Source organism: Limnothrix sp. FACHB-406, assembly GCF_014698235.1.
In the GTDB taxonomy this organism is placed as follows: domain Bacteria; phylum Cyanobacteriota; class Cyanobacteriia; order CACIAM-69d; family CACIAM-69d; genus CACIAM-69d.
Genome location: NZ_JACJSP010000009.1, coordinates 1 through 20,913 on the forward strand (window position 1 = coordinate 1; position 20,913 = coordinate 20,913).

General features: G+C 55.5%; 14 protein-coding genes. 7 read left to right on the forward strand and 7 right to left on the reverse strand.

What is annotated here, in order from left to right:
- Positions 1-312 precede the first annotated feature (312 nt).
- Both fni and H6G53_RS10420 read right to left on the reverse strand, forming a co-directional pair.
- The gene (gene fni, locus H6G53_RS10415; protein WP_190532697.1) at positions 313-1,392 is read right to left on the reverse strand and encodes a type 2 isopentenyl-diphosphate Delta-isomerase; all 1,080 of its coding nucleotides are present in this window, start codon (positions 1,390-1,392) and stop codon (positions 313-315) included.
- 287 nt (positions 1,393-1,679) lie between these two features.
- Entirely contained in the window at positions 1,680-2,798 is a 1,119-nt protein-coding gene (locus H6G53_RS10420; protein WP_190532700.1) for a C1 family peptidase, read from the reverse strand.
- 271 nt (positions 2,799-3,069) lie between these two features.
- On the opposite strand from H6G53_RS10420, the gene H6G53_RS10425 reads away from it, so the two are divergent.
- From H6G53_RS10425 to H6G53_RS10455, 7 genes are all read left to right on the forward strand, one after another.
- The gene (locus tag H6G53_RS10425) at positions 3,070-6,228 is read left to right on the forward strand and encodes an AAA family ATPase (RefSeq protein WP_190532703.1); all 3,159 of its coding nucleotides are present in this window, start codon (positions 3,070-3,072) and stop codon (positions 6,226-6,228) included.
- Positions 6,229-6,537: 309 nt separating this feature from the next.
- The gene (locus H6G53_RS10430) at positions 6,538-7,068 is read left to right on the forward strand and encodes a DUF4214 domain-containing protein (protein ID WP_158234531.1); all 531 of its coding nucleotides are present in this window, start codon (positions 6,538-6,540) and stop codon (positions 7,066-7,068) included.
- A 412-nt stretch (positions 7,069-7,480) separates the two neighbouring features.
- Entirely contained in the window at positions 7,481-8,527 is a 1,047-nt protein-coding gene (locus tag H6G53_RS10435) for an ABC transporter substrate-binding protein (RefSeq protein WP_099534947.1), read from the forward strand.
- A gap of 415 nt (positions 8,528-8,942) precedes the next feature.
- Positions 8,943-10,358: an aldehyde dehydrogenase gene (locus H6G53_RS10440; RefSeq protein WP_190532705.1), complete on the forward strand. Its 1,416-nt coding sequence runs from the start codon at positions 8,943-8,945 to the stop codon at positions 10,356-10,358.
- Between the two features lie 420 nt (positions 10,359-10,778).
- Positions 10,779-12,515 carry a diflavin flavoprotein gene (locus H6G53_RS10445; RefSeq protein WP_190532708.1) on the forward strand — a complete coding sequence of 579 codons (1,737 nt, stop codon included), beginning with the start codon at positions 10,779-10,781 and terminating at the stop codon, positions 12,513-12,515.
- A 65-nt stretch (positions 12,516-12,580) separates the two neighbouring features.
- Positions 12,581-13,249, forward strand: coding sequence for a pseudouridine synthase (locus tag H6G53_RS10450; protein ID WP_099534951.1), 669 nt, complete (start codon positions 12,581-12,583; stop codon positions 13,247-13,249).
- 78 nt (positions 13,250-13,327) lie between these two features.
- The gene (locus H6G53_RS10455; RefSeq protein ID WP_190532711.1) at positions 13,328-14,203 is read left to right on the forward strand and encodes a transglutaminase family protein; all 876 of its coding nucleotides are present in this window, start codon (positions 13,328-13,330) and stop codon (positions 14,201-14,203) included.
- A 153-nt stretch (positions 14,204-14,356) separates the two neighbouring features.
- On the opposite strand, the gene H6G53_RS10460 is transcribed toward H6G53_RS10455, so the two are convergent.
- From H6G53_RS10460 to H6G53_RS10480, 5 genes are all read right to left on the reverse strand, one after another.
- Positions 14,357-14,734: a response regulator gene (locus tag H6G53_RS10460; protein WP_190532714.1), complete on the reverse strand. Its 378-nt coding sequence runs from the start codon at positions 14,732-14,734 to the stop codon at positions 14,357-14,359.
- 432 nt (positions 14,735-15,166) lie between these two features.
- On the reverse strand, positions 15,167-17,101 hold the full coding sequence (locus H6G53_RS10465; protein WP_190355633.1) for a response regulator transcription factor: 1,935 nt from the start codon (positions 17,099-17,101) through the stop codon (positions 15,167-15,169).
- Between the two features lie 247 nt (positions 17,102-17,348).
- The gene (locus tag H6G53_RS10470; protein WP_190532875.1) at positions 17,349-18,875 is read right to left on the reverse strand and encodes a UDP-N-acetylmuramoyl-L-alanyl-D-glutamate--2,6-diaminopimelate ligase; all 1,527 of its coding nucleotides are present in this window, start codon (positions 18,873-18,875) and stop codon (positions 17,349-17,351) included.
- Positions 18,876-18,899: 24 nt separating this feature from the next.
- Positions 18,900-19,202 carry a glutaredoxin family protein gene (locus tag H6G53_RS10475; RefSeq protein WP_234407082.1) on the reverse strand — a complete coding sequence of 101 codons (303 nt, stop codon included), beginning with the start codon at positions 19,200-19,202 and terminating at the stop codon, positions 18,900-18,902.
- 309 nt (positions 19,203-19,511) lie between these two features.
- A complete protein-coding gene (locus H6G53_RS10480) occupies positions 19,512-20,807 on the reverse strand; it encodes a response regulator (RefSeq protein WP_190532717.1) in 1,296 nt (431 codons plus the stop codon).
- Positions 20,808-20,913 lie beyond the last annotated feature (106 nt).

Sequence of the window (20,913 nt, forward strand, 5' to 3'; positions counted from 1 at the left end):
ATGAGCGTAACATTGGTGTACTACTTTTTGATTGTTTGGGGTAAGAATTACATCTTCTTACCCCTTTTTTATAACCTGAATCTGTCATTCAACACTTCTGGTCTTGATCTTAATCCCTAGCCCTAGGAAAGCGGGATGCGTCCCTAACTCGGGAAACTGCAAATTACATTTTGATTGTGATTGTGATCACTCAAAGTTCTACTATTTTAAAGTCTGGCTCAAGCAGCGATCCAATTTGACCCCATCTTGAGGAATCGCTGAAGGGATCATCCCCTCAGCGCCCGAGAAGCGATTGCCATCAGGCACAGTCGCCTACTGAAGTTGCAGTCGGCCGCGGGTTTGTAGATCTTTGATCGTGCGATTGCCGGTGCAAAACATGGCGGTTTCCAATTCCGCAATCAACACATCACACAGAAAATCCAAAGCACTGTCGGACTCGTTAGCCGCATGTAAAAAGGGCATGGCGAATCCCGCCAAATTTGCCCCGAGGGCGATCGCCTTGGCCGCATCCAAACCATTGCGCAGACCACCGGACGCAATGAGCGGAATCGTCGGGGCTACCTGGCGAATTGCAGTGATACATTCAGCCGTGGGAATGCCCCAATCACCAAAGGTTTCGCCCAAGCGACGCTGTTTAGGATCCAAAGCCCGCACGCTCTCCACTTTGGCCCAAGACGTGCCCCCCGCGCCGGCCACGTCGATCGCCTGGACACCGGCCGCCAGCAACTTTTCAGCCATGGTGCGCGAAATGCCGTTGCCCACCTCCTTGGCAATCACAGGCACGGGCAGTTGGGCACAAAGGTCTGCGATGCGATCGAGTAACCCAGCAAAGTTGCGATCGCCCCTGGTTTGCACCGCCTCTTGCAAGGGATTCAGATGCAAAATCAACGCATCTGCTGCCAACCAATCCACCAAAGACTGGCACTCAGCCAAACCATAGCGATAGTTAAGTTGCACCGCCCCCAGGTTGGCAAACAACGGAATGTCTGGAGCGACCGATCGCACCGCAAAGGTTCGGCGCACCTCCGGCCGCTCCACCGCCACCCGCTGTGAGCCAACGCCCATGGCTAAGCCCCAGCGCTGGGCCGCCGCCGCCAACCGCATATTGATTTGTTCTGCCTGGTCTGTGCCGCCCGTCATGGAGGAAATGAGCAACGGGGCCCGCAGCGGTTTGCCCAGAAATTGAGTGCTGGGATCAATGGTCGATCGATCCAGTTCCGGCAAACAGCAATGCTCAAATCGGTAGCGATCCAAGCCGCTGCCCACCTGCCGGAACTGCACATCGTCTTGCAAGCAGGCTCGCAGGTGGTCGGCTTTGCGATTTTGGGTCGCTTGGGCGGCCTCGGGCGCGGTGCTGGGGGCGGGTTGGGGCAAAAACTCGGTGGATTGCATGGCGCTGGGAACAAGAACCATCCCTTAGTGTCGCGTGACCCGATCGCCCTGTATGAGTCCCCGCCAACTTTTGCAACATTGAGGCTGGCCAATGGCTGTGGCAAAGCCCATGGCCAAAAGCCTTGAAATTGCTTCAGACAAGGGGCTGAGGCCCCCTGCCCGAGATGGTCGATCAGCCGATCGGTCAATCCTCGATCGGTCAATCCTCGATCGGCTGATCCATTGATTAATTACTGGAGAACCGAGAAAAGCCAAAGGTTCGATCGAGCGAACGCCCAATCAGCAACTTACTCTTCTTCTTCCTCCTCTTCGTCGTAATCTTCTTCTTCCTCCTCTTCGTCGTAATCTTCCTCCTCCTCTTCTTCTTCGTAGTCCTCTTCTACTTCTTCTTCGTCATATTCCTCCTCTTCGTCGTAATCTTCTTCCTCCTCCTCTTCCGAATCTTCGTAATCTTCGTCCTCGTCGCCTTCTTCGCCGTCGTAGTCTACTGAGACGCTGATTTCTTCGTCCTCTTCCTCTGAGTAGTCATAATCACTCTCATCGTCCTCAGAGTTGTAGTCACTGGCAAATTCTTCGTCATCTTCGCTGTCAATACCAGCCGAAAAATCTAGATCCGAAACTTGCTGAATTGCCCAGCAATCGAAACACAAATCCGTGTTGGCCATGTAGTCATAGGGGATATAGCAATAGCCTTGATCACCCCAATCCGATCCCCAAGAATTGCGTACAATAAAGGCTTCATTGCGATCGGAATAACCCACACAGAGCATGGCGTGGGCCCCGTGGGTTTCGCGAACTTGTTCATTGCGGCTGGGCAACGGAACGCGGCCGCCTTTTCCCGCTTGATTAAAAGAATCGTAGAGAATCAAGCCAAAGGCAAAGGGATAACCCTCTGCTAAACAACCTTTCATGGCTGCTAAATCAATGGGAATTTCACGGGCTTCATCCACCAAAAAGTTCTGTGCTTCCTCGTAAGCTTCGGGGGAAGGTTCCGTGTCAAAGTCTTCAGGAACATAGGGCCAGGTTTCTTCGGTGCAAGCGCCAACTTCTTCGAGCACTTGGATGCTGCCGCTGATGGAACTGCCACCGTCGCCTACGGTTCCTTCCGCGCGCCGCGTGTTGTAGTAGATAAACAAGCGGCTGATGTCGCCCGCTTCTCCGTGGGCCCGCTGCGCTAAATATTCATAGGCTCCGGCGATCGCGTTGGCGGTGCAACTGCCCACGGTGGATTGATCTTCAACGGGGGTCATGTATTGACGCAAATCAACGCGGCTGGGCAACTGATCAGCACCAAGTTTTGACTGAAACAGACTAAATCTCGGCGGCTTGCTTGTGGATTTGACACAAGCGCCAACCCGAATTTTTTTGCCGCTGCGGCGGTTAACCAAATAACCAATTTTTGCCATGGTTCAGAGAGCCTAAAAAATAGACGATCAGTGGTTGAGAAGGGTAGGCATTGGAGGGGGCTGGATCGTTGCCCGGGTCGCACCGTAGCCAGGGATTGGGCGATCGCCCCCCATACGGGGGCTGCCGTTTCTGGTTATAGCCTGTTTTTGAATGAGCACCCAAAAGGCGTACCAAAAATGTCAAAATGAGCCTGAAAAGTAACTCATTCAGCAAGATTAATCCAGCTCATTCATCGGCAGTGGGTTGGGAGAGGCAGGGCAGAGGTTAACCGTGATCCCCGAACAGCTCATCCTCAAAAATTTCCTTAGCTATCGAGAAGCAACCCTACACTTTGGGGGGCTACAAACGGCTTGCATTTGTGGAGCCAATGGTGCAGGGAAGTCATCACTCCTAGAAGCCATGGCTTGGGCAATTTGGGGTAAAAGTCGCGCTTCCACTGAAGATGATGTGATCTTCGCGGGCGAAACGGAAGCAACCGTTAACTTTACCTTTCGGTTTGGGCATGAGGTTTATCGGGTGATTCGAACACGCCGATTGGGCCAAACCACTGCTTTGGAATTTCAGATGGCGATCGATGAGGGCGATCCCGATCAATGGGCCTTTCGCAGCCTGACGGAACGGGGGTCAAGGGCGACCCAAGCCGCTATTTTGCAGCGCTTGCGGCTGGACTATGACACTTTTGTTAATTCCGCCTATTTGCGTCAGGGACGAGCCGATGAATTCATGTTGAAAACACCGGCCGATCGCAAGGATATTTTGGCGGATTTGTTGAAGCTGGGGCAATACGATGATTTGGCAGAACAGGCGAGGGAACGCTCAAAGCTGCTGAAGGGTGAAGCCAAGCAACTGGAGGAGTCGATTCAATCGCAGGAGCAAAAGCTAGCCGATCGAACGAGTTTGGCCCAAGAGTTAGCCACCGTTGAGCAGCAGCTCAAGACGTTACGGGGCGATCGGCAAAAGGCAGAAACCCGACTGGAGCAGTTACGATCGATTGCAGTGCAACGCCAAACCCAGCAACAACAATTGCAATGGATTCAGCAGCAGCAACAAACCGTTCACCAAGAGCTGGAACGGTTAGCCCAGGAAGGTCAACGGCTGGCCCAGCGACAAGCAGAAATCGATCGCACCCTGGCCGCTCAAACGGAAATTGAAGCGGGAATTCAGCAGCTTCAGCAATGGCAACGGGAAGATGAGCTTTTGGGTCAAAAATCCCAGCAATATCATCAATGGACAACGGAGCGAAACCGGCAACAACAAGCGCTCGATCGGGAAGTGAACCGATTGGAAAATGAGCAGCGCACATTGCATAGTCGCTTGCAGGATTTGGCACAACAGGAACAGGAATTACACAGCATCCTGAATCAGCGATCGGAGGTGGAGTCGGCGGCCACTCAGTGGCAAACTGCACGCCACCATTTAAACCAATTGGAGCAAATGCAAACCCAGGCGGCTCCTTTGGTGCAACGGCGACAACAGCTTCTTCAAGAGGGCGATCGGGTGCGATCTCGCTTGGTAGCTCGCCTGGAGGAATTGCAGAATTTGCAGCAACGAGCGATGGCTTCCGTGGCGCGTCGTCCCCAACTCATTCAGCAATGGGAACAGATTGATCAGCGAATTCAAGCCCTTGAAAATCGCAAAGTTTATCAAGATCGGGTGCAAGAGAAAGGCACTGAACGAAAAGGGTTTATTGATCGCTTAACAGGAATGCGGGTGGATTTAGAAAATCAGCTTGCAAAACTGACTGAAAAAATGACCCTATTGGCAGAACAACCAGCGATTCAAAAGGGTCAAAACCAGAAAAATCACACAATCTTAGAGGATTACGGTGCTTGTCCCCTGTGCGACCAACCCTTGGATCAACATCACCTGGAGCGAGTGCAAGCCAAGCAAAAACTCGAAGAAACGGAACTGCGCGATCGCCTGTGGGTGCTCCAAGAGCAGTTGGCTTTGACAGAACGTGAAATTCAGATTTTGCGCCAGGAATATCGAGACCTCAAACAGGAATTGCAGCCCCTGAATCGTTTGATTGAAGAACGGGGCAAGCTGCAAGAACAACTGCAAACCCTGGAGCAAGAGCAAATTTCTTTGACGGCTCAGGAGGCCACAATCGCCCAGCTCACAGCGACTTTAGATTGGTTTGATCGGGGCGGATCAGTCCCCGAACCGTTACCAGAATTGGGGCGATCGCTCCCAGATTTGCGGCATGAACTAGCTGAGTTAGACGATCGCCTAACAGCCTTGAATTTTGACGATCGAAACCTGGCTTTGGCGCGGGCTGAGGTTGATCGCTGGCGATGGGTGGAACTGAAGCAACATGAGCTGAACCAAGCCCAACGCAAGCTAGAGCAATTGCAACAACGCCGACCAGATTTATTGGCAGAGCGCGATCGACTTCAAAAAACCTTAGCCAGTCACTTAGACCCGGCCGAACCCACTTCATTAACCGCTCAATTAGCCCTGATTAACCAACAACTGACAGCGCTAAATTATCAACCCGATCGCCATGAGCAAGTACGGGCAAAATTGCGATCGGCTCAGGGGTGGTTAGCCCGAGCAGAAACCCTGCGTCAATGCCAACAGGAAGCGCCCCAACTGCTCGATCGGCAACGTCAGCTCGCCCAAGCCCAACAGAGCCAAACCGAAACCCAAAATCAACTCGCAAAACAGTGGGCAGAGGTGCAATCGCAACTGGCTAACCAACCGGATCCGAGCCAGGATTTACAACAGCTCGATGCACAACTCAATGATCTGCAACGGGCGATCGAATCAACGGTAGCCAAGCAAGCCCAACTTTCTCAACAGCAGGAATTTTTGCAACAACTGGCGGAGCAAATCGGGCGCGATCGACAACAGCTTCAGCAAAAACATCATCAACAGCGCGTTTACGATGAGTTAGCCAAGGCCTTTGGCAAAAACGGAATTCAGGCCTTGGCGATTGAAACCCTCTTGCCTCAACTGGAAGCGGAAGCCAATCGAATTTTGTCCCAATTAAGTGCCAACCAACTGCACATTAATTTTGTGACTCAACGCCTCAAAAAAACCGCAACTAAGCGACAGAAGGCAACCGATTTAGCTAGCGCCACCATCGAAACCCTAGAAATTCAAATTGCCGATGCTCAAGGCACTCGTCCCTATGAAACCTATTCCGGGGGCGAATCTTTTCGGATTAATTTTGCAATTCGGCTTGCCCTGTCGCGACTGTTAGCCCAGCGATCGGGAACGGCGTTGCAACTCCTGATCATTGATGAAGGATTTGGCACCCAAGATGATGCGGGGCGCGATCGACTGGTGGCAGCCATTAATGCGATCGCCCCAGATTTTGGTTGCATCCTCACGGTCACCCACATTCCCCAACTCAAGGAGGCGTTCACCGCCCGCATTGAAGTGCAAAAAACCGCTGAAGGTTCAAAATTGGCCGTTTTTCTCTAAGTTTTTGCCCTCAGTTTTTTCTCTAGGGTTTTCTCTAAGTCTTTTGACCTAGCGCCCAGATTTAGCGCGGGCCCTCTTGCGCCCACGCCCCTTCCCCCACCTAGCTCAAGTCGGGTTTTCGTTGCGGAGTCTTTGGGCAATCCAATTTCCGCCATTCAACCTCTGTGAAAGTTTTCTGTGAAAGTTTCGTGAACAAGTGCCGGATCCCTTTTGAGGTTCGGAACTTTCCCCTTAGAATGGGGAGACAACTTTGCCGTTGCTACCCGACTTTGCAACCTAGGTTGGCATCTGATGCTGAAGCTCAACGAGATGCTCCAAATGCTCCCGAGCCGATCGCCCCGTCGATCGCTCAGTACCGTGCTGGCCACCACCCTCGCCGCCAGCGCGATCGCCCTGCCCAGCCAGGCCAGCAGCCTTTGTGTGGGCGATCGCCAACAGTCCCTCTGCCTGGAGTCCGGCGCGCAGTACGTGAGTGTGGCTGGCGCTTGGGATGAGTCGCTGTTGGCAACGGGCATCGATCCTGGCCATGCGGCCGAGGTCGATCGCCTCTATCAATCCGTTCTGGGTCGTCCGGCAGATTTGGCCGGGCTGCGCACCTACGCTCGAGCGCTGGAACAGGGTTGGTCAGTGCGCAAAGTGCGCTGGGCCATTGCCAACAGTGCCGAAGCGCAGGTGGCGATTCACCGCATCTATCGAGAAGTGCTCGATCGCGCGGCCGACGAAGAAGGCCTGGATACCTATCGCGATCGCCTGGAACGAGGCTGGGAACTGAGTCGCGTTCGCACCGACATTGGCTCCAGCTACGAAGCCCAATCCCGCCGCCGCAGCCTCACCAGCTAGGCGATCGGTTACCCCCAATCTGGCGAAGAGTCTGGCGAAGGTCTCGCTCTGGACAGCCAGGAGCCGCACCCAACCGGCCCGAAATCGCAAAACGAATTCCAAAATCCAAAAGCCCACGCTGCCATCGAAAGCAAGCGTGGGCTTGCTGCGATCCCGCTCATTTAGAAACCGATTTAGAAATTGCTGGCATCCCACAGATTCAGCGCAGATTTAGAACAGATTGAGCGCAGATTTAGCGATAAGACCTGGAAACGCGGCTGAGAAACGAAGTTTGGCAACGAAGTTTGGCAACGAAGCTTGAAAATGACGGCGCAAGGCATGGGAAGTTTAGAATTCAAGGGGCAGGGCTAATCAGGGCTGACCGATCGAGCCGTTGAACTCAAAATCCTCAATTTTCCCGATAATTAACCCTATGTCTCCGTTGAACGATTCCGCCTTCACTCGTCGTCGGTTGCTGCAATACGGGGCGATCGCCCTCGGTTCCGGCTTGGTCACCGCCTGTGGCAACAACACCAGCAGCGAACCCAGCCCAACCGGCGAAAAGGGCCTCGATCGGGTCACCCTCGCCACAGACTGGGTTGCCCAAGCGGAACATGGCGGCTTTTACCAAGCCCTGGCCACCGGCATTTATCAGGAATATGGCCTGGATGTAAAAATTCGGATGGGCGGCCCCCAGGCGGCCACGGGCACACAACTGCTGTTTGGGAAAGTGGTGGACTTTGCCATGAGCAACAGCACGATCGCCCTGAATGCTGTCGCAGAAGGCGTTCCCAAAATCACCGTCGCCGCCTATTTCCAAAAGGATCCCCGCTGCATTGTGGCCCATCCCGGCGTAAAAGATTTGTCGGAACTGAAGGGCAAGCCCCTGTTTGTCACGCCCCAAGCCGTTTCAGATTTTTGGGGACTGTTGGCTAAAAAATACGGATTTACGGATAGTCAGCGCCGGGTTTATAACTTTAATCCCGCACCCTTTTTAGCTGATAAAACTTCTGCCCAACAGGGATTTGTTACCTCAGAACCCTACACCATTGAGAAAGAAGGCGGCTTCAAACCCAGCGTTTTCCTGCTAGCTGATGTGGGTTATAAACCCTACGCCACCACCATCGACACCACATCCCAAATGATTGCCGAAAAGCCCGATGTGGTGAAACGTTTTGTGCAGGCTTCTGCCAAAGGTTGGTATAGCTATTTAGCCGATCCAGCGCCTGGCAATGCCTTGATTAAAAAAGACTATCCGGAGATGACAGACGATCGCTTGACCTATGGACTCGGGAAGCTCAAGGAATATGGCATTGTGCTTTCGGGCGATGCGATTACTAATGGCATTGGCTACATGACCGAAGCCCGCTGGCAGGAATTTTTTGAAAACATGGTTGAGTATGGGGTCTATCCCAAAACACTTGATTATCGCAAGGCTTTCACCCTCGATTTTGTGCAAGATTTGCCCACCTCGGCCTAAGGCCTGTCGTCATTTCCTAGGATCAGGCGGAAATGATTGATTTTCCGTATCCCAGTCGTTGTAACAAGGGGCTTAAGCCCCTTGTCCCCCACGATCTGCCAACGGCGGAATCAAGGTTTCGGACGATTTGACGACACGGCCTAAGGCTAGCTAATGCTGCTGAGCATCTGTCCAAGCGCCTAATTCCATCATCGCGCGATCGAAGACAAGGGGCTTGATTCCCTTGCCTGGGGCAGATCGGTTGAAAAAACAAGCCTTCCAGTGCCCATTGAACTTGATTGAACGGATGCTAGATCCTGGTTACCGTTCCGAAGCTGGAATCGGAATTTTTCAGTAGATTAGTGATTAGCGCACACTTGCGGGACAACTCCCTTTCGAGTCATTCGAGGGTTAATTCAAGGGTTAATCAACAGTTATGGTGATCGCCACGCAACCGACCAATTCGGCTCATTGGGATCTTGAGGCCCAAATTCGGGAAACCCTCGATCGCCAACGACAGTTTTTTGCCACCGGTCGCCCCCGCGATTTGGAATTTCGGCGCGACCAATTAACCAAGCTGCGCCAAGCGATTCAGGCCAAGCAGGACGCGATCGTGGCGGCGGTACAACAGGACTTGGGCCGACCGGAATATGAGGCCTATTTTGAATTGGCTTCGATCGCAGAAGTTGACGGGGCCCTGAAAAATTTGACCCAATGGGCCAAGCCCCAAAAGGCCAAGTTGTCGATCGATCAATGGCCGGGTTCCGCTTGGATTGAACCGCAACCCCTGGGGGTGGCGTTGATTATTGGCCCCTGGAACTATCCCTTTTCTTTGGCGATTTCACCGTTGGTGGGGGCGATCGCGGCGGGAAATTGCGCGATCGTGAAACCCTCGGAAGTGGCTCCGGCCACGGCGGCAGTGGTGGCAACCCTGATTCGGGAAACCTTTGACCCGTCTTTTGTGGCGGTGTTTGAAGGGGATGCTGCCACCAGCCAAGCCCTGTTGGCCAACAAGTTTGACCATATTTTCTTCACGGGTGGGACGGCCATTGGGCGCATTGTGATGGCAGCGGCGGCCCAGCACCTCACGCCGGTCACCCTGGAGTTGGGGGGCAAGAGTCCTTGCTTTGTGACGGCGGATGCCAATTTGGCGATCGCGGCGAAGCGGATCGCTTGGGGCAAATTCCTCAACGCTGGCCAAACTTGCATCGCACCGGATTATCTTTTGGTCGATCGGGCGGTGATGCCGGAGTTGCTGGCCCAATTGCGCGGGGCGGTCACGGCATTTTATGGAACCGATCCGGCCCAGAGTGGGGATTTTGGGCGAATTATTAACGATCGCCAGTTCGATCGCCTGGCTGCGTTGCTGGAGTCTGGGAAACCGTTCTTGGGCGGCCAACACAACCGGGCCGATCGCTACATTGCCCCCACCATCCTCACCGATGTGGATTGGGACAGCCCCGTGATGGCCGATGAAATCTTTGGGCCCATTCTGCCGGTGTTGCCCTACGACCAACTGGATCAGGCGATCGCCCAAGTGAACAGTCGCCCCAAACCTCTGGCGCTGTATGTGTTTTCGGAAAATACCCAAACCCAACGCTACTTGCTCGATCGCACCAGTTCCGGCGGCGCTTGCATCAATGAAACGGTGATGCATGTGGGTTGTCCGTCGCTGCCCTTTGGCGGGGTGGGCGACAGCGGCATCGGCAGCTATCACGGCAAGGCCAGCTTTGACACCTTCTCGCACCATCGCAGCGTTTTGAAGAAGGCCACTTGGCTCGATTTAGATTGGCGCTATGCCCCCTATGCCCAAAAGGTCGGCCTGATTAAAAAATTGCTGGGTATGGGTTAGAACCGGCGATCCTCCCGATCCCTCCCGATCCGCAAAGATAAGGGGCTTCAGCCCCTTCACTGGCTTCAACTTAACGAAATTGTCGTTCTAGCGACTCTCGGGTTGCCCTCACCCCAACCCCTCTCCCAGAGCGGGAGAGGGGCTATTCTGACTCCCCTTCTCCCGACTTGGGAGAAGGGGCTGGGGGATGAGGGAATCAGCCATTTTCGCGGTTAAAACAGCTTAAGTTGAAGCGAATGCAGCCCCTTGCGCCCAAAACCAGGGGTGCTGTGCCAAGACTTCAAGGCTCTGTTCAGCTCCCCTCTCAGATTTGATTAACCAGCCGATTACATTTTGCAAAGCGATCGCCCGTTGATTGCGCCCACGATCCCGCTAGGATGGCAACTATAGGGATCAGGCTTGAACCACGGAGCCACAGCAATGACGATCGCCACAGCAACCCCCCCAACGGCCAAACCCCGCGACGTGCAAGTGATGCCGATCGGCCCTGGCACCACCGTGTTGCGATCGCGCACCTGGGAACGCCTGAAATTTGAGATTGAATATTCCCTCAAAAAAGGCACTACCGCCAATGCCTATCTAATTCAAGGCGATCAGGTGGCCCTGATTGACCCGCCGGGGCAAACCTTCACCGATGTGTTTTTGAATAAATTGGCGCAGCGGTTGGGCGATCGGGTGATCGACTACGTTATTTTGGGCCACCTGAACGCCAACCGGGCCGCCACCATTGAAAGGCTCCTGGAAGCCAGCCAGCCCCCCCGCTTCATTTGCTCCAACCCGGCGGCCATCACCCTGCGATCGCTCTTTCCCGATCGGGACTTGGTGATCGAGGTGGTGCGTGGCGAAGAAACTCTTGATCTGGGCCAAGGTCACCTGCTGAAATTCATTCCGATTCCGACTCCCCGTTGGCCCGATGGCATGGTTACCTACGACCCCGCCAGCCAAATTGCCTTCACCGACAAGCTTTACGGGGCCCATGTTTGCGGCGATCAGATTTTTGATGAGGGTTGGCAGATTTACGAGGACGATCGGCGGTTTTATTACGACTGCCTGCACGCTTCCCAGTCCAAACAGGTCAGCACCGCCCTTGATAAATTAGACGACCTGCCCGCCGCCACCTACGCGCCGGGCCACGGGCCGATCGTGCGCTATGGCTTTGCGGAACTGCGCCACGCCTATCGCCACTGGACGCAACAGCAGACAGAAAAGGAACTTTCCGTAGCCCTGATTTTTGCCTCGGCCTATGGCAACACGGCCGCCGTGGCCCAAAGCATTGCCCGAGGCATCACCAAGGCCGGCGTGGCGGTGGAGTCGATCAACTGCGAATATTTGGATCCCGAGGAAATTAAAGGGGCGATCGAGAAATGCGCCGGTTTCATCATCGGCTCCCCCACCTTGGGCGGCCATGCTCCCACCCAAATCCAAACGGCCCTGGGCATTGTTCTGAACAGCGCTGACAAGAGCAAACCCGCCGGGGTGTTCGGTTCCTTTGGTTGGAGCGGCGAGGCGATCGACCTGTTGGAAAGCAAGCTCCAGGACGGGGGCTACCAATTTGCCATGCCCACGATCCGGGTCAAATTTGCCCCCACCCAAGCGGTCTTGCAACAGTGCGAAGAGGCGGGCACGGACTTTGCCCAGGCCCTGCAACGGGCCAACAAACGTCGCGCTCCCAAACCGGCCGCCGGTACGGCCGATCGCACGGCCCAGGCCGTTGGGCGCGTGGTGGGTTCCCTGTGCGTGGTCACCGCCAGCCAGGATGATGTGCAAACCGCCATGCTGGCCTCCTGGGTCTCCCAAGCCACCTTCAAGCCACCGGGGGTGACGATCGCCGTGGCCAAGGAACGGGCGATCGAGTCCCTAATGCATGAGGGTTCGCAGTTTGTCCTGAACGTGTTGGCGGAAGGCAAACAACTGCGGCGGCACTTCATGAAAAACTTCCCGCCAGGGGCCGATCGGTTCGAGGGGTTACAGGTGGAAACCGCCAGCAATGGTTGCCCGGTGTTGACCGATGCTCTGGCTTTTCTGGAATGCACCGTGCGCAGTCGCATGGAATGTGGCGATCACTGGGTGGTTTATGCCACTGCCAACAGCGGCAAAGTGCTCGACACCACAGGAGTCACGGCGGTTCACCACCGGCGATCGGGCAGCCAATACTAAAACACCGCGCTGCAATACCGTACTGCAATACCACACTACCCCTTGCCCCTTTTTGCCGCCCGACCATGGCCCGCTACGTCCTGTTTTATAAGCCCTTTCAGGTGATGAGCCAATTTAGCCCCTCCGAGGGCAAGGCCACCCTGAAGGACTTTATTGATGTGCCTGAGATCTACCCGATCGGGCGGTTGGATTGGGACAGCGAAGGGTTAATGCTGCTGTCAGACGATGGGCCGCTGCAACATCGGTTAAGTGATCCCCGCTGGGGCCATCCCCGCACCTACTGGGCCCAGGTGGAACAGATTCCCCCGGATCAGGCGATCGCCCAACTGCAACGGGGTGTGACCATTCAAGACTACCGAACCCGCCCCGCTCAGGTGCGTCTGTTGCCCGAGGAGCCAACCCTGCCGCCTCGCGATCCGCCCATTCGGTTTCGGAAATCCGTGCCCACCGCCTGGTTGGAGTTAACCCTCACCGAGGGCCGCAATCGCCAGGTGCGACGGATGACGGCGGCCGTGGGCCATCCCACCTTGCGCTTGGTGCGGGTGGCGATCGGATCGCTCACCTTGGCGGGGTTGGAGCCGGGCCAGTGGCGCTTTCTGACCGCAACGGAACTAGCCAGCCTGCGGGCGATCGCCCAATCTTCCCAGCCAGCCTCGGCGGCCAGGGGTGAACCCACTGCGCGATCGCCCCGAAGTCGCCCGGCCAAACGTCGGGGGCGATCGGCGCGATCGTAAGCCGCCTCGGAAAACCCACTTCCAAGGGCGACTTCCTTAAAATGGCCATGGAATCCCCATCGTTCGTTAGGCCGGGCCATGCGCTATCGCATCCATCACGCAATTCATTACACCTATAGCCAACCCGTCGAACTTGGCCCCCATACCCTGCGATTGCGGCCCCGTTGCGATGGATCCCAGGTCTTGCACGATTTTCAGCTTCAGGTGTCACCGCACCCCCTGGGTTTAGCCGATATTTTTGACCTGGAAGGCAACACGGTCATTCAAAGTTGGTTTAACCGAGATCTGGTGGAGTCCTTGCATGTGAAGGCCACCAGCATTGTGGAAACCCTGCGATCGAACCCGTTTAACTTTTTGCTGGAACCTTGGGCCCTGTCGCTCCCCTTTGACTATCCCGCCTCAACGCTGGCCCAAGTGCGACCTTACCTGAGCGATCAACGGTTGGGGGGCGATCGACTCGATCCCGCCATTTGGGAGTTGGCCCAAGGGTTGCTTTACAAAAACCATGGCAACACCCTGGAATTTTTGGGCGACTTGAACCAAACAGTCTATAACCACTGTTGCTATCAGCAGCGAGAAACCGGTGACCCAATGCCACCGGGCATGACTTGGCGGCGCAAAACCGGCTCCTGTCGTGATTTGTCGGTGTTGTTTATGGAGGTTTGCCGGGTGGTGGGCTTGGCGGTGCGGTTTGTCAGCGGCTATGAGGCGGGTGACCCCAAATTACCCGAAAAGCACCTGCACGCCTGGGTTGAAGTCTTTTTGCCGGGGGCCGGGTGGCGAGGCTATGACCCCACCCAAGGGCTGGTCACGGCCGATCGGCATATTCCCCTGGCTGCCAGCGCTTTTCCTCAAAACACGGCCCCCATGCCGGGCACGTTTCGCGGGCGATCGGCCTCGGCCCACATGACCTTTGAATTAGAAATCGAGCCGCTGGATCCAATTAGATCCTGATTATTTCAACTGGATTGCAGCCCTTGCCTTAATTACTAAGTACAGTCGCCTGTAGTCGCCCGTAGGGTGGGCACTGCCCACCGAACCGTTGCTTCATGGCATTTGCGATATGACGTGCCGATTATTTTAGGTATAAGGCTGTATTGGAAATTATTAGGAAGACCAGCCCAAAATCTGACAAATGGAATCTCCCAACACCAAGGGATCAAATGGCTTGGTAACCACTGCGGCCGCCTTCAAATGGGCATAGCGTTGGCGATCGGCCGCTTGCACCTTGGCGGTCAACAAAATGACAGGAATATGACTGGTGGAGGGATTTTTTTGCAATGCTTCCAAGGTTGCCGTGCCATCCATTTGTGGCATCATCACATCCAACAAAATTGCGTCAGGTTGTTGGGCCGCAGCCACGGCAATTCCTTCAGCACCGGAAGCCGCCAGCAACACCTGCCAACCATTACAAACTTCCAGACCAATGCGCGCAATTTCTCGCATGTCTGGTTCATCATCAATAACAAGCACTTGTTTAGTCATCGGAGATGGAGAGGAAAATATGAATTGCGGAAAAATTGCAGAAAATATGAATTGTGGACTTTTTTCGTATGCACCCAAGAGCCATGGCTAGTCCAGGAATTCAATCAAGTGCCATCGGATTCAGTCAAGCAGTCTAACTGGCTTAGGGAGTGCCAGCAGCACCATCAGCCTTGTTCATCAGTTTAATTAATTGGGTTATCAGTTTCACCGAACAAACTCAATTGATTAATTTAACCAAGTCATTCAACTAATTAATCAAATTAATGAATTTAATCAAATTGAGTTAATCGAGTTCATTAGCTCAATTTACCAATTGATTAATTGAGTGCAACCAGTTGATTGAATGGGTTAAATTCAGTTAAGTTGAGTCAAGTCCATGAATCTAATTCATTCCAGTTAATTATTCCAGTTCATCAAGCCAATTAAAGCCAATTAATATTTACTGATTGGTTTGGTGGCTCGGCCATTGAACAATTCTGATCGACTGGCTCGAATGAGCTGTTGTCGCAGACTATCCGCCAATTCCTCAGCACTTGGAAGCTCTAGGATACAGGCAGTTGCCCCGGCTTGGTAGAGTCGATCGAGGGTTTGGGGCGAGGCTTCGGAGGCAAAAACAATCACCGGGATTCGCCGCCCGCCAAATCCCTCGCTGCGGAGGGCCCTCGTCCATAAAACGCCTCCCCAGGGACTGCTATCGGCCGCCAGCAAAATGAGATCCGGCCGGCTGGCGGCCATGCTGGCGCTGACTCGTTGGGGTTGGGAAACGGCGGCCAGCGTCCATTGTTGTTGCTGGCAACAGCGCCTTACCAGGTTGTTGGCGTTGTTAGACAGGCCAATGGCCAGAATTCGCAGATTGCCCCCAATGCGTTGTTCGGTTTGGTACTGACTGAGGGCTTGGATCAGGGGCGTGATCGGGCGATCGACTGCCCAATCGGTGTCCCAGCCTTCGTTCGCAAATTGCAGCAGATCATTGGGGTCAAACTGCTCCATCAGGGCGATCGTGATCAGGGATGGTTGGCGCTGGCGCAAGCTGGGCAATACCGCCAGAAAATCGGCCCGCTCCGAATCGCTCCAATCCATAATTACCACACTGGGCAAGGCGGTGGCAGGTTGTGTGAGCCAAGTGGTAGGAGAACTGGGCAGCGCCAGGTCAATCAGGGCCCCTTCTTGGGCGATGGCGGCGGCCAGGGCCTGAGACCAGCGGCTGTTATTGCCCAAATAAACCAGCCGTAGGCGATTGTGTTCGATTTGCTGGCGGCTTTGAATTTCGCGGCGCAGGTCACCCACCAGGGAAATCAGGGTTTGGTGGGCTAGTTGCAGGACGCTGTGGCGATTGGTGGCCGTTGGACTCGTGGCGGCCGAATTGGCGGCGAAACCAAAGCTGTTGGGGTCAGGAGGGCTATGGGGATCCTGGGCGTAGGGTTGCAGTTGTTGTAGCTGTTCTTCAATGGCGCGGGCCAGTTGGGAACCGCGCACTAAGCCAAACGGCCCCAAGGAGCCGATCAGTTTGTGGGCATCTTCCAGGGCCCGCAGGCGATCGGCTTCGCAGAGGCGATCGGCCCCAATGCCCGCTGTGACTCGCTCCAGGGATTCCAGTCGCTCATAGATCATCCCTTCAAAGCGTTCCCAGGCGCGATCGAGCGCTGAGCGCAACCGCAGGGACACATCCCCATCCTGGGGTTCCGGTACCTGAGCACTCCCGGGCCGTAGCCGGTAGCCCATGCCATAAACCGTTTCAATGAGATCCCGCGCTCCCACCAGGGCCAACTTGCGCCGCACGCCTTTGATGTGGGCTTTGACGGTTTCTTCACCGGGAAAATCGCCCACAGACCACAGGTGTTCGAGGATGGCGTTGCGGGAAAACAACCGCCGGGGATGGCGCAAAAACAATTCCAGGAGGCTGTATTCCTTGGGGCTGAGGTTGATGGGGCGATTGCTATAGGTCACTTGACCGGCGCTCGGATCCAAACGCAGGGGGCCCCATTCCAACACGGGCGCATCGGTCGATCGCTGGCGGCGCAACAGGGCCCGCACCCGCGCCATCAGTTCTTGGACGGTGCAAGGCTTGACCACATAATCATCGGCCCCGGCATCTAGACCCTTTACCTTGTCTTCGGTTTCGCCCTTGGCGGTCAACAGCAAGATGGGCCCCGTGTACTTTTCCCGCCGCAGATGGCGACACAGACTCAGGCCATCCAGTCGGGGCAGGGTCACATCCAGAATAATCAGGTCATAGGTAAACGATCGGGTGTAGTCCAGTCCCTCTTGCCCATCCTCAGCCACATCCACTACATAGAACTGCTCCGCCAGGGCTGCGCCGAGCGTGTGGGAAATGGCTGGGTCATCTTCAACTAACAGGAATCTCACGCAACTTCGCAGAAACGGTATCAATCTTCCACAGAATCATGGGCAAATCCAAACGGGGGCGCTCCGGGATGAGATTTAACAGTTTTTAACAGACCTGACCCAGGGATCGCGGGCGGGCGGGGTCGGAGCTTGGGATGCGCCCCTGATTTTTCGATCGCTGAATCCCATGGAGTCCGATCCAGATGCTTCAACCTGCTTCAACCTGCTTCAACCTGCTTCAACCTGCTGCAACTTGCATTAATTTGCATTAATGTGCATTAGTTGCCATGGTTGCTTGCAATCGCAGGCGTAGGGCCGCTTCGGCCTGTTCCCGATCGTCAAAATGCACTTTTTCGGTACCTAGGATTTGGTAGTCTTCGTGGCCTTTGCCCGCAATTAGGACACAATCGCCGGGTTGGGCTTCCAGGATGGCCCGTTGGATGGCCTTGGCGCGATCGCCCTCCACGGTGTAGTTCGCAGCGACGGGAATCCCGGCCACCACATCATTCAAAATTCGCTGGGGATTTTCGGTGCGGGGGTTGTCGGAAGTGACGATCGCCCAGTCGGACTCCTGGGCCGCAATGCCGCCCATGATGGGCCGTTTGGTGCGATCGCGATCGCCCCCACAACCAAACACACAAATCAAGCGCCCTTGCACAAACGGACGGGCCGCCCGCAGGGCATTGTCCAAGCTGTCGGGCGTGTGGGCATAGTCCACGATCGCGCTAATGTCTTGGGGCAAGGGCCCATCGGTCACTTGGACTAGCTGCATTCGGCCTGGCACACCGGGGAACTGGGCCAGGGCCTGCACCATGGCCGAGAGATCCAAACCCAAGTGCAACCCGGTGGCGGCGGCGGCCAGCCAGTTTTGCAGGTTGAATTGACCCACGAGGGGCGATCGAAACGCGATCGCGCCAGCCGGCGTGTGCAGCGTGCCGCTGACCCCATCGAGGCCATAGCTCAAATCACTCAGATAAAAATCGGCTGCGGAGTCGTCAATGCTATAGCACCAGCAGCGATCATGATCGAGCTGAGCTGCGAGGGCCGCTCCATAGGGATCATCAAGGTTAACGATCGCCCGGCCTCGCAAATAATTGGGCTGGAAGAGCAGGGCCTTCGCCGCAAAATACTCTTCCATCGTGTTGTGGAAGTCCAGGTGATCCTGCGTCAGGTTGGTGAAAACCGCCACCTGAAATTCACAACCTTGCACCCGTCTTTGGGCCAGGGCATGGGAGCTAACTTCCATCACGGCATAGTCCGCCCCGGCCGATCGGGCATTGGCCAACTGCTCCTGCAACTCCACCGCAAAGGGCGTGGTATGAATCGCCGTTTGCTCAAAGCCCGGCCAACGCACCACTAACGTGCCCAGCAGCGCCGTGGGGCGATCGGCCGTTTTCAACAAAAACTCAATCAGTTGCGTGGTGGTAGTTTTGCCATTGGTACCCGTCACCCCCACCAATTGCAACTGCTGGGTTGGGTGGCCATGGAACGCCGCCGCCAAATCTGCGCAAGCCCCCACCACGTCCCTGGCCCCAATCAGGCAGGGCCCGGCCGGCTGGGTTGGTTGGGCGGCAGCAATGGCCGGCGACACCACCGCCGCGATCGCCCCCGACTCGATCGCATTGGGCCAAAATTCACCGCCATCAACCCGAGTCCCCGGCAGACCAACGAACAGGTCGCCCGGTTGGCAAGCCTGGGAATTGGTCGTCAGCCCCTTCACTGGGCGATCGAGTGCCGGATGGTCGGGAATCACCAGTTCTGTGGAGACGCTGGCCAGCAGTTCGCGCAAAGTCATGGGTTCCATGGGCGGTTGCCTCTCCTAGGATGGCTCAATTGTGGCAAAGGCTTTCCGGAGGTGTTGTTCGAGCTGAACCACCGAACAGCGGGGCGACGGCCGCGGAATCGGCAATTCAGATTCCCCATCCGCCAGCCAACGCAACACCGGAATTTCGTATTGAAACGCGGCAAACCAGCGATCGTTGGTGGTGATGTCCCGCAGCTCGATCGTGAGGCGCAGATCGCTCGACAGGTTCACCATTTCCAACTTTTCCTGCAATCCCTCACAGAGATGGCAACCGGGCTTGCTATACAAAATCAAATGATGGGGCAGATGATGAGACAAGGGACGGGCGTTGAATGACTTGTTGAATGACGGCTGATGGCTCATGAGGTCTCATGAATGGCTAGTCGATCGCTCACTGATCACTAATCCTGACGGCCACCGATGCCGGAATCATACTCCCAGCAACTACCCCCAGCAACAACATCGAGGAGCCACTTTGGGCGCATCTTGGCCAATTCGGGCGCAACAGAAACCGCTCATCCGCCGGATTCGTACTGCGATGGATCTGGCTGGGATGGATCTGGAATGAAGATTGGTCTATGGAGCTGATGCAAGTTTGGCTTTTTCGCCATCCTCTTCAAGATTCTCTCAGGCCAAAGCAGACTTGAACGCGCTGGGCGATGAATTCAGGTTGAAGCCAGCCCCCTGATCTTGCCCATTGGCAGTGCGACCGGACAGGGACGGATCTGGATGGGGTGGATGTGGGCGGGTGGAATTGTGGCTCGGCAAGTGCCGTTCCAACGTCGCCAGAATTCGCCCGCTATCCGAAACCTTCGAGAGAAACTCGGAAGCCCGCGCCAACTTGGCCCGTACCCGATCGATCGTGCCATCGTGCCCGGTCAAAATCACGATCGGGGTATGCTCCAGGGCCTTCACCCGGCGAATTTGCGCACAAATCTCATAGCCATTCACCACCGGCATCACCACATCCAGCAGGATCAAATCCGGCTTTAGCTCAATCAACTGCGTCAGCGCCTGCACCGAATCCCGCATTCCACAGAACCGATAGCCCGCCTGGGTCACAATTCGTTCCAGCCGTTGCAGCACCACCATGCTGTCATCAATGCAAACCACCAAAGGCGGTTCGGCTTTAGTCGCCGGGGTGGCGGAACCTGCTGCGGAACCCGTGGATGAGAGCATGGGGTAAAACTCCAAATCCGGCAACACCTGAAAGGTCAGCAACTGTTGCCGAAAAAAGTAACCCAGCATCCGAGCCGTCATGGCAGGGGATTGGTTTAACTTCAGGGCCAAATCCCAAAAGGTGCGCCGGCCATTAAACAGCGGTTGCAAGCTCAGGGTAGTGTGCTGACGGCTATCATCCAGCTCAATGCCGGCATCCAACGACAGCCCCCGATCGATCCAAGCTTGGGCCGGCCGGTCACTCGGCAACAGTTGGCTCAAGTCCCGCGCATCCTTCAGTAATTGTTGAAGGCGATCGCCCGGCAAATGCAGTCCCGAACCAACCGCCGCACAGTCTAGCAACCGGTTCGATCGCGCCTCCCAAGTCACCCGAATCGCCGTATCGGTCGCAATTTGCGTCAGCGCCTCCAGGGTCAGCGCCGCCAACACCTGCTCCGCCTTACCGCTATCTAGCCGGCCTGCCATCACTGCCCGACTCAACAGCGCATATTCCCAAGGATCGTAAGAAGTCGGAGGCTGCCCCGTCGTTAATTCCGCCGGCTCAATCTGTTGCCCCATCAGAGCACGCCGCCAACGCCGCACCCGATGGTCGCTGCCCGTGGTGCAAACCAACTTACCCTGATGAAACTCCAGCCGCCAATGGATTTGGCCCTGCCGAACCATCAATGTTCCAGACACCTGATTGTGGTTCACCTGGGCGATGGCCCGCGCGAGGGATAGCAGACCGACAACTTGGTTTGACATAGCGTGCCTCGCAACTGCGCCTGTGTTCATAGGAGTGACTTGCATCCGGGGAAAGGCAACTGAAGATCTTAGGTGATTTCAGTAATGTGCATCCCTCTTGGTCTAT

Bases quoted from the DNA above. Each gene is read 5' to 3' on its own strand.
- H6G53_RS10420 (WP_190532700.1), bottom strand. From the start codon at position 2,798: ATGGCAAAAATTGGTTATTTGGTTAACCGCCGCAGCGGCAAAAAAATT.
- H6G53_RS10435 (WP_099534947.1), top strand. From the start codon at position 7,481: ATGTCTCCGTTGAACGATTCCGCCTTCACTCGTCGTCGGTTGCTGCAA.
- H6G53_RS10430 (WP_158234531.1), top strand. From the start codon at position 6,538: ATGCTCCAAATGCTCCCGAGCCGATCGCCCCGTCGATCGCTCAGTACC.
- H6G53_RS10445 (WP_190532708.1), top strand. From the start codon at position 10,779: ATGACGATCGCCACAGCAACCCCCCCAACGGCCAAACCCCGCGACGTG.
- H6G53_RS10450 (WP_099534951.1), top strand. From the start codon at position 12,581: ATGGCCCGCTACGTCCTGTTTTATAAGCCCTTTCAGGTGATGAGCCAA.
- fni (WP_190532697.1), bottom strand. From the start codon at position 1,392: ATGCAATCCACCGAGTTTTTGCCCCAACCCGCCCCCAGCACCGCGCCC.
- H6G53_RS10440 (WP_190532705.1), top strand. From the start codon at position 8,943: ATGGTGATCGCCACGCAACCGACCAATTCGGCTCATTGGGATCTTGAG.
- H6G53_RS10480 (WP_190532717.1), bottom strand. From the start codon at position 20,807: ATGTCAAACCAAGTTGTCGGTCTGCTATCCCTCGCGCGGGCCATCGCC.
- H6G53_RS10455 (WP_190532711.1), top strand. From the start codon at position 13,328: ATGCGCTATCGCATCCATCACGCAATTCATTACACCTATAGCCAACCC.
- H6G53_RS10470 (WP_190532875.1), bottom strand. From the start codon at position 18,875: ATGACTTTGCGCGAACTGCTGGCCAGCGTCTCCACAGAACTGGTGATT.
- H6G53_RS10460 (WP_190532714.1), bottom strand. From the start codon at position 14,734: ATGACTAAACAAGTGCTTGTTATTGATGATGAACCAGACATGCGAGAA.